The organism is Kosakonia sp. MUSA4, from assembly GCF_013085925.1.
Lineage (GTDB): Bacteria > Pseudomonadota > Gammaproteobacteria > Enterobacterales > Enterobacteriaceae > Kosakonia > Kosakonia sacchari_B.
The window spans coordinates 1487854-1501363 of sequence record NZ_CP025697.1 but is presented as its reverse complement, the minus strand read 5'-3'; the positions used below and the strand labels follow the sequence as shown (position 1 = coordinate 1501363).

The following is a 13510-nucleotide window of genomic DNA, read 5'->3' as shown; positions in this document are numbered from 1 at the left end:
TTATCTCCCTGTCCGTTCACGGCTGATGCGCGCCAGCCATTCCGATACCAGCAACGAGATCAGCGCCAGCACAATCGAGATCACACACAGCCGCGCCGCCGCGCTTTCACCGCCAGGCATCTGAATCAGGGTATACATCGCCGAGGGAATGGTGCGCGTTTCCCCCGGAATATTGGAGACGAAGGTGATGGTCGCGCCAAATTCGCCGAGCGAGCGGGCGAAGGCCAGCACCGTACCGACAATAATTCCCGGCAACGTCAATGGCAGCGTGATGGTGGCAAAGACGCGCCAGCGCCCTGCGCCAAGCGTGCGTGCAGCCTGTTCAAGCTTTCTGTCCACGCCTTCCAGCGCGAGGCGGATCGCGCGCACCATCAACGGAAAAGACATCACCGCGGCGGCTAACACCGCGCCGCGCCAGCTAAACGCAAAGGTGATACCGAACCAGTCATACAGCCACTGACCGATAAAACCGCGTCTGCCCATCGCCACCAGCAACAGATAACCCACCACCACCGGCGGTAAAACCAGCGGCAGATGCAGTACGCTATCAAGGAGAGCTTTGCCCGGAAATGTGCAACGCACCAGCAGCCAGGCGAAGAAGATCCCAAAGGGCAAACTGAATAATACCGCGAGGGATGAGACTTTTAGGCTCAGCAGTACCGCCTGCCATTCGGGATCCGTCAATATCATTAGTGCGTCGTAAATCCGTAACGTTTGAAAATTTCAGAAGCCTGCGGGCCTTTCAGGTAATCATAAAACGCCGTTACCGTTGCGTTTTTATGCCCGTCGATGATAGCCAGCGGGTATTCCACTTTTTGGTGTGAATCTTCCGGGAAGGTCCCCACCACTTTCACACCTTTGCTGACCACCGCGTCAGAACCGTAAACGATGCCCAGCGGCGCTTCTCCACGCTCTACCAGCGCCAGCGCGCCACGGACATCTTCTGCCGGAGCCAGCTTCGGTGACAAGGTTTCCCATGCTCCCAGTTTTTGCAGCGCCTCTTTGGCGTAAATCCCTGCCGGAACGTGGTCCGGGTCGCCAACGGCAAGGCGGCCGCCTTTCAGCAGGCTGGTCCAGTTCGTTTTGGCATTAACGGTAATATTGCCCTGAGCGCTGCTTTTCGGTGCCACAACCACCAGGCTATTGCCCAGCAGGGTTTCACGCGTCGCCGTATCAATGGATTTTTTCTCAACGGCGTAATCCATCCATTTCTGATCGGCAGAAATAAACAGATCGGCCGGCGCGCCTGCTTCAATCTGCCGCGCCAGCGTTGACGAAGAGGCGAACGAAGAAACTACCTCAACGTTTTTCTCTTTTTTATACGCCGCCGCAATATCCTGCAGCGCATTGGTCAGCGACGCTGCTGCAAAAACGGTAATTTTGCCCTCTTCCGCCAGCGCATGCCCGGCAACAGAAAGCGATAAAGTCGCCCCAGCAAAAAGGCGTAACCATGTACCTGCCATTTGTAGCTCCTCTGAGTGTCGTTATATATGTTGAAACATAACGATAATATCAGAGTTTTCATGACGGCAGGTAATACCCATAAAGAATGAGTAACTTCAATAAATATATCGGCAGGATGTCACAAAATCTTGAACAGTAAAACGCCCACCGAAGTGGGCGTTTTCGAAAGGATCAGCGCTGCTGGCTGGAACGGTCGCGATGACCGAAGGCGGAAAAGACGTTAAACACTTCACCCAGGCCATAAATCAGCCCCAGGATGATAGCCATCACCACAGGAACCATGATCACGGCAAAAACCAGGCTTTTCAACAACTCTAACATGATCGACTCCGGATATTGTGAAGCAGGCATTTTAGCCCGATTCCACAGAAAAACACTCGCCTTTTGTGCGATTGCCTGAGCCGCTTTGCTATCAATATCAGGGCTCAGGCTAGGCGTAATACCGCTTTTCCTTCACAATACTCTTTTTGCCAGGACATTGCGTAATGCAGGCTGAAATTCTCTTAACCCTCAAACTCCAGGAACGCCTTTTTGCCGATCCGCGCCGTATTTCTCTGCTGAAACAGATTGAACAAACGGGTTCGATTAGCCAGGGCGCGAAGAACGCAGGCATCAGTTACAAAAGCGCCTGGGATGCCATCAATGAAATGAATCAACTGAGCGAACATACGCTGGTTGATCGTGCGACAGGCGGTAAAGGCGGCGGTGGCGCGGTAGTGACCCGTTACGGGCAGCGCCTGATTCAGCTTTACGATCTGCTGGCGCAGATTCAGCAGAAAGCGTTTGACGTGCTGAGCGACGACGACGCGCTGCCGCTGAATAGCCTGCTGGCGGCCATTTCCCGCTTTTCCCTGCAAACCAGCGCCCGCAACCAGTGGTTTGGCACTGTAACCGCCCGCGATCATCAGCAGGTGCAGCAGCATATTGAAGTGCTGCTGGCCGACGGTGAAACGCGCCTGAAAGTCGCTATCACCGCACAAAGCGGCGAACGGCTTGGCCTTGAGGCAGGAAAAGAGGTGCTGGTATTGCTGAAAGCGCCGTGGGTCAATATCACGCAGGATGCGCAGCGCGCCGCGCTTGCCGACAACCAGCTTAAAGGTTTCATCAGCCATATTGAGCGCGGCGAACAGCAAAGCGAAGTGCTGATGACACTGCCTGACGGACAGCAACTCTGCGCCACGGTGCCAACGCATGACGTGGATAATTTGCAGGAACAGCGCGAAGTGACGGCATATTTTAATGCCGATCGCGTCATTCTCGCCACGTTATGCTAATCGCATTGACAAGTGAGTGCATTGCACGTATCCCTGAACTTCATTGCTGCAAAAAACGGGATATATCATGTCATCATTGCAAATTTCGCAAGGCACGTTTCGTCTTAGCGATACACGCACGCTGCACCTTGAACAGTTAATCCTGCGAGCGGGCGAAAGCTGGGCCTTCGTTGGCGCGAACGGCAGCGGGAAATCCGCGCTGGCCCGCGCGCTTTCGGGCGAACTGACGCTGCTGAACGGTGAACGTCAGTGTCAGTTTACCCGCCTGACGCGTCTCTCTTTTGAGCAGTTACAAAAACTGGTCAGCGATGAGTGGCAGCGCAATAACACCGATATGCTCAGCCCGGGCGAAGAAGATACCGGGCGCACCACGGCCGACATCATTCAGGATGAGGTTAAAAACCCACAGCGCTGTGAACAGCTGGCGGCGCAGTTCGGCATCGCGCATCTGCTGACACGCCGCTTTAAATACCTTTCGACCGGCGAAACGCGCAAAACGCTGCTATGCCAGGCGCTGATGTCCGAGCCGGAACTGCTGGTGCTGGATGAACCGTTCGACGGGCTGGATGTGAACTCCCGCCAGCAACTGGCGGAACTGCTGGCAAGGCTGAATGGTGAGGGTTACACCGTAGTGCTGGTGCTTAACCGCTTCGATGAAATCCCGGATTTTGTACAGCATGCTGGCGTACTGGTGGATTGCACCCTGACAGAAACCGGTGAAAAGTCCGCCCTGCTGCAACAGGCGCTGATTGCGCAACTGGCGCACAGTGAAAAACTGGCCGGTATTGCCCTGCCGGAACCCGATGCGCCCCCGGCCCGGGAAACGTTACGCGCGGGCGAACCGCTGATTGTGCTGAACGATGGCGTCGTTTCTTATGACGACAGACCGATCATCAACCAGCTCTCCTGGACGGTAAATCCCGGCGAACACTGGCAGATCGTTGGCCCGAACGGCGCGGGGAAATCGACGCTATTGAGCCTGATCACCGGCGATCACCCGCAGGGTTACAGCAACGATCTGACGCTGTTTGGCCGCTGTCGCGGCAGCGGTGAAACTATCTGGGATATCAAAAAACATATTGGTTACGTCAGCAGCAGCCTGCATCTCGATTACCGCGTCAGCACCAATGTGCGTAACGTGATCCTCTCCGGCTACTTTGACTCGATTGGCATCTATCAGGCGGTGTCAGATAAGCAGCACAAACTGGCGCAGCGCTGGCTGGATATTTTAGGTTTCGACGCCCGCACCGCCGATGCGCCCTTCCACAGCCTTTCATGGGGACAACAGCGGCTGGCGCTGATTGTCCGTGCGCTGGTGAAACATCCGACATTACTGATCCTCGACGAGCCGCTGCAAGGGCTGGATCCGCTGAACCGCCAGCTGATCCGCCGTTTTGTTGACGTGTTAATCAGTGAAGGGCAAACCCAATTGCTGTTTGTTTCGCACCATGCCGACGATGCGCCAGCCTGCATTACTCACCGGCTGACCTTTGTGCCGGAAGGTAACAGCTATCGCTACCAACTCGAAACGCACGCTTCCTGAGCAGCATCACTCTGGCGAACATCTGGAATATAGTCTTTTATCCTGTACGCCGATTGCCTGACTGCCATCAATGACTTATAACCTCCTCGGGACGTTGTCCGGCTTTTGCCAGCAGCGTCTGCGTTGCTGTAACGCAATGCCGTCATTTTAAGACTATTCATGTTCGCCGGATAAGCGCCGCTAAAGCAGGGTTTTTCCGGCGGTTACGCGACAAACCTGACGACAGAAAATTCAGTGTAAACGATTCCACTAATTTATCCCATGTCACAGTTTTCACCTCTCTGTTATGCTAAGGTTTGTTCATATCAAATGCTTTATGGAGTGAAATATGCGAGTTCTGGTTACTGGTGGTAGCGGTTACATAGGAAGCCACACCTGCGTACAACTGCTGCAAAACGGCCATGACGTCATCATTCTGGATAACCTCTGTAACAGTAAGCGCAGCGTGCTCAATGAAATCGAGCGCTTTGGCGGAAAATCCGCGCTGTTCGTTGAAGGCGATATTCGCGATGAAGCGCTACTGGCCGAAATCCTGCACGATCATGCCATTGAAGCGGTCATTCACTTTGCCGGGCTGAAGGCCGTGGGCGAATCCGTGGCGAAGCCGCTGGAGTACTACGACAACAACGTCAACGGTACGCTGCGCCTGATCGACGCCATGCGCGCCGCCAACGTCAAAAACCTGATTTTCAGCTCCTCCGCGACGGTCTACGGCGATCAACCGAAAATCCCTTATGTCGAAAGCTTCCCCACCGGGACGCCGCAAAGTCCGTACGGCAAAAGCAAATTGATGGTGGAACAGATCCTCACCGACCTGCAAAAAGCGCAGCCGGAGTGGAGTATCGCGCTGCTGCGCTACTTCAACCCGGTTGGCGCACATCCGTCAGGAGATATGGGCGAAGATCCGCAGGGTATCCCGAATAACCTGATGCCTTACATCGCGCAGGTTGCCGTTGGCCGTCGTGATTCTCTGGCGATTTTCGGCAGCGATTATCCGACGCCGGATGGCACGGGCGTGCGTGATTACATTCATGTGATGGACCTGGCGGACGGTCACGTTGCGGCGATGCAACAGCTGGCCGGTAAACCGGGCGTCCATATTTACAACCTCGGCGCCGGCGTCGGCAGCAGCGTACTGGATGTGGTTAACGCCTTCAGCAAAGCCTGCGGCAAACCGGTGGCATGGCACTATGCGCCGCGCCGCGAGGGCGATTTACCGGCCTACTGGGCCGACGCGACCAAAGCCGATAAAGAGCTGAACTGGCGCGTGACCCGTACGCTTGACGAAATGGCAGAGGATACCTGGCGCTGGCAGTCACGCCATCCGCAGGGTTATCCGGATTGAAGGAGCAGTAATGACGCAATTTAACCCGGTCGATCATCCACATCGCCGCTACAACCCGCTGACCGATCAGTGGATCCTGGTTTCTCCGCATCGCGCAAAGCGTCCCTGGCAAGGGGCGCAGGAAACGCCTGCGAAGCAAACATTGCCTGCACACGATCCGGATTGCTTTCTGTGTCCGGGCAATACTCGCGTAACGGGCGATAAAAACCCGGATTACACCAGTACTTACGTGTTCACCAATGATTTTGCAGCGCTGATGACCGATACGCCGCAGGCGCCGGAAAGCAGCGATCCGCTGATGCGCAGCCAGAGCGCGCGCGGGACCAGCCGGGTTATTTGCTTCTCGCCGGATCACAGCAAAACGCTGCCGGAACTGAGCCTGAACGCGCTGGAAGAGGTGGTGAAAACTTGGCAACAGCAAACCGCCGAACTGGGCCAGCAGTATCCATGGGTGCAGGTGTTTGAGAACAAAGGCGCGGCAATGGGCTGCTCCAACCCGCATCCGCATGGCCAGGTGTGGGCGAACAGTTTCCTGCCCAACGAAGTGGAACGCGAAGACCGCCTGCAAAAAGCTTACTTTGCTGAACATCACTCGCCAATGCTGGTCGATTATGCGCAGCGCGAGCTGAATGACGGCAGCCGTACGGTCGTGGAAACCGACCACTGGCTGGCCGTGGTGCCTTACTGGGCGGCCTGGCCGTTCGAAACGCTGCTGTTGCCGAAAGCGCATATCCAGCGCATTACCGACTTAACCGCAGCGCAGCGCAGCGATCTGGCGCTGGCGCTGAAAAAACTGACCAGCCGTTACGACAATCTGTTCCAGTGCTCTTTCCCCTACTCGATGGGCTGGCACGGCGCGCCGTTTAACGGCGAAGAGAATGATCACTGGCAGTTGCACGCGCATTTCTATCCGCCGCTGCTGCGTTCCGCTACCGTACGTAAATTTATGGTGGGATACGAAATGCTGGCGGAAACCCAGCGCGATCTGACGGCAGAACAAGCCGCTGAACGCCTGCGTGCGCTGAGCGATGTCCATTTTCGCGAATCCGGAGAATAACAATGAGTCTGAAAGAAAAAACACAATCCCTGTTTGCTGAGAAATTTGGCTACCCTGCCACCCATACCATTCAGGCTCCGGGCCGTGTGAATCTGATTGGCGAACATACTGACTATAACGACGGTTTTGTGCTGCCCTGCGCTATTAATTACCAGACGGTGATTAGCTGCGCACCGCGCACCGATCGCCTCGTGCGGGTGATTGCCGCCGATTACGATAACCAGACGGATGAATTTTCCCTCGACGCCCCGATTGTTACTCACGACAACCAGCAGTGGTCCAACTATGTGCGTGGCGTAGTGAAACACCTGCAAAAACGCAACGCGGGCTTTGGCGGCGCCGATCTGGTGATCAGCGGCAACGTACCGCAAGGCGCCGGGTTAAGCTCCTCAGCATCGCTGGAAGTGGCGGTCGGCACCGTCTTCCAGCAGCTTTACCATCTGCCGCTGGATGGCGCGCAGATTGCCCTTAACGGCCAGGAAGCGGAAAACCAGTTCGTCGGCTGTAACTGCGGCATTATGGATCAGTTGATTTCGGCGCTGGGCAAAAAAGGCAGCGCGTTGCTGATCGACTGCCGCTCGCTCGGCACCAAAGCGGTGTCGATGCCGGAAGGCGTGGCAATTGTCATCATTAACAGTAACTTCAAACGCACGCTGGTTGGCAGTGAATACAACACGCGTCGTCAGCAGTGCGAAACCGGTGCGCGTTTCTTCCAGCAGAAAGCGCTGCGCGATGTCAGCATCGACCAGTTCAATGCGGTAGCGCACGAGCTGGATCCGCTGGTCAGCAAACGCGTACGCCATGTACTGACAGAAAACGCGCGCACGGTGGAAGCGGCCGCCGCGCTGGAGAAAGGCGATCTGCAACGCATGGGCGTGCTGATGGCCGAATCCCATGCGTCGATGCGCGATGATTTTGAAATCACCGTGCCGCAAATCGATACGCTGGTCGAGATTGTGAAAGCCACCATCGGTGATAAAGGCGGCGTGCGCATGACCGGCGGCGGCTTTGGCGGCTGCGTTGTCGCGCTGGTGCCGGAAGCGCTGGTTCCTGCGGTGAAACAGGCCGTGGAAAACCAGTACGAAGCCAAAACCGGCATCAAAGAAACCTTTTATGTGTGCAAACCTTCACAGGGAGCAGGACAGTGCTAAACGAATCTGCGACGGCGGCTCCGGACGGGCTGCCCTTTCGTCTCATCACTCTGCGCAACAGCGCCGGAATGGTGGTAACACTCATGGACTGGGGCGCGACGCTGCTCTCGGCACGCGTGCCACTGAAAGATGGCACCGTGCGTGAAGCGTTACTCGGCTGCGCGTCACCAGAATACTATCTGCAACAATCCGCGTTTCTCGGCGCCTCGGTGGGCCGTTACGCCAACCGTATCAGCAAAAGCCGTTTTCAGCTTGATGGCCAGACATATGCGCTTACGCCCAGCCAGGGCGAAAATCAGTTGCACGGCGGCCCGGAAGGTTTCGACAAACGTCGCTGGCGGATTGAGCGTCAGAATGGAAATGAGGTGCTGTTTTCGCTGACTTCGCCGGATGGCGATCAAGGTTTTCCGGGCAACGTAAACGCCACGGCGCATTTTCGCCTCGGCGAGGATAACCGTCTGGCCATTGAATATCGCGCCACGACCGACAAACCCTGCCCGGTCAACCTGACCAACCACGCGTATTTCAACCTCGATGGGCACCAGTCTGATGTGCGTAGCCACTCGCTGCAACTGCTGGCAGATGAATATCTGCCTGTGGATGAGATGGGGCTGCCGACCGGCGGCTTGAAAAAAGTCGCGCTGACCAGTTTTGATTTCCGTACGCCCAAAACCGTGGCGGAAGAGTTTCTCAGCGACGACGATCAGCGCGTGGTAAAAGGCTACGATCATGCGTTTTTGTTGCAGGCGAAGGGCGATGCCAGCCAGCCTGCGGCACAGCTGTGGTCGGCGGATAACCAACTGCAAATGACGGTTTATACCAGCGCTCCTGCGCTCCAGTTCTATTCCGGCAATTATCTCGACGGTACGCCAGCGCGCGGGGGGAAAACCTACGCAGCATGGCAAGGCCTGGCGCTGGAGAGCGAATTTTTGCCCGACAGCCCGAATCGCCCGGACTATCCGCAGCCGGACTGTGTTTTACGCCCCGGCAGCGAATATGTCAGCCTGACGGAATATCACTTTATTGCGCTTTAATCTCAGCCCTCCTCCCGGAGGGCTTTTTTTTGCTCATTTTGCTGAAATAAGCGCCACTTATCGACAAAACTATAACCCCTGGTTCACAAGCACCTTACACTGCGCGGCTATTTTCGCTATGGTTATGGGTAATCGTTGCCGGGGCTCTCTCTCCGGCAATATAATGAGAATTGTTATCATTCAATCAGGCTTACAGGAGTAAGAGTATGGCTGTTACTAAGCTGGTTCTGGTTCGTCATGGCGAAAGCCAGTGGAACAACGAAAACCGCTTCACCGGTTGGTACGATGTCGATCTGTCAGAGAAAGGCGTTGGTGAAGCGAAAGCAGCAGGCAAGCTGCTGAAAGAGGAAGGCTACTCCTTCGATTTTGCTTACACTTCCGTGCTGAAACGTGCCATCCACACACTGTGGAACGTGCTGGACGAACTGGATCAGGCGTGGTTGCCGGTAGAAAAAAGCTGGAAACTGAACGAGCGTCACTACGGTGCGTTGCAGGGTCTGAACAAAGCCGAAACCGCAGAAAAATACGGTGACGAGCAGGTTAAACAGTGGCGTCGTGGCTTTGCCGTTACACCGCCAGCGCTGACCAAAGATGACGAGCGTTTCCCGGGCCACGATCCGCGCTACGCCAAACTGACCGAAGCCGAGCTGCCGCAGACCGAAAGCCTGGCGCTGACCATCGATCGCGTTATTCCTTACTGGAATGAAACCATTCTGCCGCGCCTGAAAAGCGGTGAGCGCGTGATCATCGCTGCGCACGGTAACTCCCTGCGCGCGCTGGTGAAATACCTCGACAACATGAGCGAAGAAGAGATCCTCGAACTGAACATCCCGACCGGCGTACCGTTGGTTTATGAGTTCGATGAAAACTTCAAACCGCTGAAACACTACTACCTGGGCAATGCGGAAGAGATCGCTGCAAAAGCCGCTGCGGTAGCAAACCAGGGTAAAGCGAAGTAAGTTTTCCCCCATAAAAAAGCGTGGATTGCTCCACGCTTTTTTTTTGCTCGTCGTACGCAATCAGCCACACAAAACAAGGCAGCAGCGCAAATCCCCAGCGACTAAACACAAGTAAACGGAGGAAAGCCCATGCCCTCTGCGGCTCGAATCAGGCGCGACGTGCTTTTACCGCTGCCGCTAACTGACGCAGGATAGTGTCCGTATCTTCCCAGCCGATGCACGCATCGGTGATGCTCTTACCGTAGACCAGCGGTTGGCCGCTCTCCAGGCTCTGATTACCTTCCGCCAGGTGGCTTTCAATCATCACGCCGATAATCGCTTTTTCACCGTTGGCGATCTGCTGGCAGACGTCGCTGCCAACGTCCATTTGCTTTTTGAACTGCTTGCTGGAGTTCGCATGGCTGAAATCGATCATCACCTGCGGTTCCAGGCCCGCTTTGGTCAGGCCAACTTTCACTTCTGCCACATGTTTTGCACTGTAGTTCGGCTCTTTGCCGCCGCGCAGAATAATGTGGCAGTCGCCATTACCGGCGGTATTCACAATGGCAGAGTGGCCCCATTTGGTGACGGACAGGAAGCAGTGCGGCGCGCTGGCGGCGTTAATGGCATCGATCGCCACTTTGATGGTGCCGTCGGTGCCGTTTTTGAATCCAACCGGACACGAGAGACCAGAAGCCAGCTCGCGGTGTACCTGTGATTCCGTGGTACGGGCGCCGATCGCCCCCCAGCTCATCAGATCCGCCAGATATTGCGGCGTGATCATATCGAGGAATTCACCCGCAGCCGGCAGGCCGCTGTCATTGATTTCCAGCAGTAACTTGCGGGCAATGCGCAGGCCGTCGTTGATCTGGAAGCTGTTATCCATATGCGGATCGTTGATCAGCCCTTTCCAGCCAACGGTAGTACGCGGTTTTTCAAAATAGACGCGCATCACCACTTCCAGTTCGCCGCTGAGCTCTTCACGCAATGCCAGCAGGCGCGAAGCGTACTCTTTCGCCGCCGCAGGATCATGAATGGAACACGGGCCAATCACCACCAGCAGACGATCGTCATTGCCGCGCAGGATGCTGTGGATCGCTTTGCGGGCGCTGGATACCGTCTGGGCGGCAGTTTCAGTGGCGGGGAATTTTTCAAGGAGCGCTACAGGAGGTAATAACTCGTTGATCTCTTTAATACGTAAATCGTCGTTCTGATAATTCATGATCTTTCCAGTGTGGCCATACTTTTTGTAATGAATGCAATCTTTCCAATCTATCTTGTCAGGCCCGAAGTGTAAACGCCCTTTTACACTGCGGGCGGATAATTCCTGGAATGGCGCCAAAAGCCATGCAAAAGTCGCAGACCGTTAGATAGAGGCTACACTTTTTAACTGTAAACACCGTTAAATTTGATTTTAGCAATATTACATTCTGCCGTTAATCATTAAAGCGGCATCTTTCACCACTGAGCGTGATGACTCGTTCGCGCTGCTTTTATCGCCTTTATCGGTGATGAAAACGACCAGAACAGGAGCTTTATGATGAAAATGAATAAATTAGCGACGCTTTTACTGACATCGACGCTGACGCTTGCAGGCGGCACAGCATGGGCTGCCGATTCGGCATCTGACGCCTCGACCAATAACGGCCAGGCCAACTCCTCGGCAGCGGCGGGGCAGACCGCCCCGGATGCGCAGCAGAACCTTGCACCGAACGGGGTTGATAACAGCAAAATTAACAACGGCAGCACGAATTCCGCTACCGGTACGCATCAGACTCACTCATCGCAGCATATGAGCAAAGATGAAGTGCACAAAAACACGATGTGTAAGGATGGGCGTTGCCCGGACGTAAACAAAAAAGTCGAAACCGGTAATGGCACTAATAATGACGTCAATACCAAAACCGATGGCACAACCCAGTAAAGAGTGACGCCATGACACATGAGGAGAGCTTCGGCTCTCCTTATTTTTTTCTTCTCACCGGTGAAAAATCTGTAATGATGTAAGGCGTTAAGCCTGGTTAAAAGGAAGGAGCCATTCATGGCGCATCCACATTCGCACGCCCCCGCCGATGCCAACGCCCGGCGTTTGTTGCTGGCTTTTATTGTCACCGCCGTTTTTATGTTGGTGGAGGTGGCAGGCGGGATTATTTCCGGCTCGCTGGCGCTGCTGGCTGATGCTGGTCACATGCTTACCGATGCCGCCGCCCTGCTCTTCGCGCTATTAGCTGTCTGGTTTGCTCGCCAGCCGCCCAGCGCGCATCGCACCTTTGGCTGGCTGCGGCTGACGACGCTGGCCGCCTTTGTGAATGCACTGGCGCTGGTACTGATTACCGTGTGGATTGTCTGGGAAGCACTTCAGCGCTTTTACCATCCGCAGCCGGTGGCCGGGTTAACCATGATGGTGATCGCTATTGCCGGTCTGCTGGCAAACATACTCGCGTTCTGGTTGCTGCATCGCGGTAGCGAAGAGAAGAACCTCAATGTGCGTGCTGCGGCGCTGCATGTACTGGGTGATCTGCTCGGTTCCGTTGGGGCGATCGCCGCCGCGCTGGTGATTATGCTGACCGGATGGACGCCGGTCGATCCGATACTTTCCGTGCTGGTTTCCGCGCTGGTGTTGCGCAGCGCCTGGCGCTTATTGAAAGAAAGCGTTAATGAACTGCTGGAAGGGGCGCCGTCAACTTTCGACATTGGCGCGCTAAAACGCCATTTGCGCCGCGCCATTCCGGAAGTGCGCGACGTACACCATGTTCATGTCTGGCTGGTCGGTGAAAAACCATTAATGACATTGCATGTACAGGTTATTCCACCGCGGGATCACGATAAGCTACTCGGTGAGATCCAGCATTTCCTCACCCACCATTACCAGATTGAACACTCCACCGTACAAATGGAGTATCAGCTCTGTAACGGGCCAGACTGCACGCTGGGAGAATCACAGCCTGACCATCACCATCAGCACCACCATTAATGTGAAAACGCGTGAGAACCCCGCTCACGCGCACTGTTCATCCACATCCGGCTGCCATTAAGCGCAATGAATGTCAGGATCAGATATTCAAGTGACATCGCCCACACGCCTTGTAATGCGAAAATCACCACGCTGATAACGTTGATAATCACCCAAAGTAGCCAGTTTTCAACGTATTTGCGGGTCATCAGGATCATCGCCACAATCGACAACACCATCATGGAGGAATCCCAAAACGGGAAAGCATCGGGTTGCAGTTGCGGCATCGCCACATTCAGCCCCAGCGTTTGCATGACTGAGACGGCAATTGTCGTCAGAAATGCAAAGACAGGATCAATAAACGCGGTCATCAGGCCAATCGCGACCACGCACACGGCCAGCCACGCCAGCGCTTTCGGCAATGGCAGCCAGCGAATTTGTAACTCGGCCTCGTTTTGCGATGTCTGGCGCGACCAGGCATACCAGCCGTAAATATTGGCAGCAAAGAAAAAGAGCTGGAGTAACAGGCTGGCGTAGAGCTGGATCTGGAAAAAGATAATGGCGAACAGCGTGACGTTTATCAGACCAAACGCGTAATTACTGATTTTCTCCAGGCTCGCCAGCCAGATACACAATAAACCCGCCAGCGTGCCTGCGGCTTCAATCCATGAGAGATCGTACCCACCGGCACCCAGCGGTATGTGCACCAGGATGTTCTGTGTACTAAAAAAATCCATTCTTTCCCCACAGC

General features: G+C 55.1%; 14 protein-coding genes. 9 read left to right on the top strand and 5 right to left on the bottom strand.

From position 1 onward, the window contains the following. The 3 genes from modB to C0557_RS07175 form a co-directional block, all read right to left on the bottom strand. Window positions 1–690, bottom strand: coding sequence for a molybdate ABC transporter permease subunit (gene modB / locus C0557_RS07185; protein ID WP_007373940.1), 690 nt, complete (start codon window positions 688–690; stop codon window positions 1–3). Continuing rightward, window positions 690–1463 (bottom strand): molybdate ABC transporter substrate-binding protein, encoded by a 774-nt coding sequence (gene modA, locus C0557_RS07180; RefSeq protein WP_208657978.1) that lies wholly within the window; start codon window positions 1461–1463, stop codon window positions 690–692. Before modA ends, modB begins: the two co-directional genes overlap by 1 nt. 172 nt (window positions 1464–1635) lie before the next feature. Beyond that, on the bottom strand, window positions 1636–1785 hold the full coding sequence (locus tag C0557_RS07175) for an AcrZ family multidrug efflux pump-associated protein (protein WP_208657977.1): 150 nt from the start codon (window positions 1783–1785) through the stop codon (window positions 1636–1638). 164 nt (window positions 1786–1949) lie between these two features. On the opposite strand from C0557_RS07175, the gene modE reads away from it, so the two are divergent. From modE to gpmA, 7 genes are all read left to right on the top strand, one after another. Beyond that, a complete protein-coding gene (gene modE / locus C0557_RS07170) occupies window positions 1950–2738 on the top strand; it encodes a molybdenum-dependent transcriptional regulator (RefSeq protein ID WP_074775333.1) in 789 nt (262 codons plus the stop codon). 67 nt (window positions 2739–2805) lie between these two features. Beyond that, entirely contained in the window at window positions 2806–4281 is a 1476-nt protein-coding gene (gene modF / locus C0557_RS07165) for a molybdate ABC transporter ATP-binding protein ModF (RefSeq protein ID WP_208657976.1), read from the top strand. 328 nt (window positions 4282–4609) lie between these two features. Further along, complete coding sequence (gene galE / locus C0557_RS07160; RefSeq protein WP_074775329.1) at window positions 4610–5626, top strand: UDP-glucose 4-epimerase GalE; 1017 nt, start codon at window positions 4610–4612, stop codon at window positions 5624–5626. A 10-nt stretch (window positions 5627–5636) separates the two neighbouring features. Beyond that, the gene (gene galT / locus C0557_RS07155; protein WP_064567780.1) at window positions 5637–6683 is read left to right on the top strand and encodes a galactose-1-phosphate uridylyltransferase; all 1047 of its coding nucleotides are present in this window, start codon (window positions 5637–5639) and stop codon (window positions 6681–6683) included. Window positions 6684–6685: 2 nt separating this feature from the next. Continuing rightward, complete coding sequence (gene galK / locus C0557_RS07150) at window positions 6686–7834, top strand: galactokinase (RefSeq protein WP_208657975.1); 1149 nt, start codon at window positions 6686–6688, stop codon at window positions 7832–7834. Further along, entirely contained in the window at window positions 7828–8868 is a 1041-nt protein-coding gene (gene galM, locus C0557_RS07145; RefSeq protein WP_208657974.1) for a galactose-1-epimerase, read from the top strand. Before galK ends, galM begins: the two co-directional genes overlap by 7 nt. Before the next feature lie 206 nt (window positions 8869–9074). Continuing rightward, complete coding sequence (gene gpmA / locus C0557_RS07140; RefSeq protein ID WP_074775320.1) at window positions 9075–9827, top strand: 2,3-diphosphoglycerate-dependent phosphoglycerate mutase; 753 nt, start codon at window positions 9075–9077, stop codon at window positions 9825–9827. Window positions 9828–9975: 148 nt separating this feature from the next. On the opposite strand, the gene aroG is transcribed toward gpmA, so the two are convergent. Beyond that, a complete protein-coding gene (aroG, locus tag C0557_RS07135; RefSeq protein ID WP_208657973.1) occupies window positions 9976–11028 on the bottom strand; it encodes a 3-deoxy-7-phosphoheptulonate synthase AroG in 1053 nt (350 codons plus the stop codon). Window positions 11029–11346: 318 nt separating this feature from the next. Here aroG and C0557_RS07130 point away from each other — a divergent pair, with 318 nt between their 5' ends. Together C0557_RS07130 and zitB are read left to right on the top strand one after the other, a co-directional pair. Further along, window positions 11347–11730 carry a YbgS-like family protein gene (locus C0557_RS07130; RefSeq protein ID WP_208662828.1) on the top strand — a complete coding sequence of 128 codons (384 nt, stop codon included), beginning with the start codon at window positions 11347–11349 and terminating at the stop codon, window positions 11728–11730. Window positions 11731–11847: 117 nt separating this feature from the next. Further along, a complete protein-coding gene (zitB, locus tag C0557_RS07125; protein ID WP_208657972.1) occupies window positions 11848–12780 on the top strand; it encodes a CDF family zinc transporter ZitB in 933 nt (310 codons plus the stop codon). Here the strand turns inward: zitB and pnuC are convergent. Next, window positions 12777–13496, bottom strand: coding sequence for a nicotinamide riboside transporter PnuC (gene pnuC / locus C0557_RS07120; RefSeq protein ID WP_208657971.1), 720 nt, complete (start codon window positions 13494–13496; stop codon window positions 12777–12779). The genes zitB and pnuC overlap by 4 nt on opposite strands. Window positions 13497–13510: the final 14 nt, after the last annotated feature.

Excerpts from the sequence above, each read along its gene's own strand:
- pnuC (WP_208657971.1), bottom strand. The coding sequence starts at position 13,496 with ATGGATTTTTTTAGTACACAGAACATCCTGGTGCACATACCGCTGGGT.
- galE (WP_074775329.1), top strand. The coding sequence starts at position 4,610 with ATGCGAGTTCTGGTTACTGGTGGTAGCGGTTACATAGGAAGCCACACC.
- galT (WP_064567780.1), top strand. The coding sequence starts at position 5,637 with ATGACGCAATTTAACCCGGTCGATCATCCACATCGCCGCTACAACCCG.
- modE (WP_074775333.1), top strand. The coding sequence starts at position 1,950 with ATGCAGGCTGAAATTCTCTTAACCCTCAAACTCCAGGAACGCCTTTTT.
- gpmA (WP_074775320.1), top strand. The coding sequence starts at position 9,075 with ATGGCTGTTACTAAGCTGGTTCTGGTTCGTCATGGCGAAAGCCAGTGG.
- zitB (WP_208657972.1), top strand. The coding sequence starts at position 11,848 with ATGGCGCATCCACATTCGCACGCCCCCGCCGATGCCAACGCCCGGCGT.
- aroG (WP_208657973.1), bottom strand. The coding sequence starts at position 11,028 with ATGAATTATCAGAACGACGATTTACGTATTAAAGAGATCAACGAGTTA.
- modB (WP_007373940.1), bottom strand. The coding sequence starts at position 690 with ATGATATTGACGGATCCCGAATGGCAGGCGGTACTGCTGAGCCTAAAA.
- galK (WP_208657975.1), top strand. The coding sequence starts at position 6,686 with ATGAGTCTGAAAGAAAAAACACAATCCCTGTTTGCTGAGAAATTTGGC.
- modF (WP_208657976.1), top strand. The coding sequence starts at position 2,806 with ATGTCATCATTGCAAATTTCGCAAGGCACGTTTCGTCTTAGCGATACA.
- C0557_RS07175 (WP_208657977.1), bottom strand. The coding sequence starts at position 1,785 with ATGTTAGAGTTGTTGAAAAGCCTGGTTTTTGCCGTGATCATGGTTCCT.
- modA (WP_208657978.1), bottom strand. The coding sequence starts at position 1,463 with ATGGCAGGTACATGGTTACGCCTTTTTGCTGGGGCGACTTTATCGCTT.
- C0557_RS07130 (WP_208662828.1), top strand. The coding sequence starts at position 11,347 with ATGAAAATGAATAAATTAGCGACGCTTTTACTGACATCGACGCTGACG.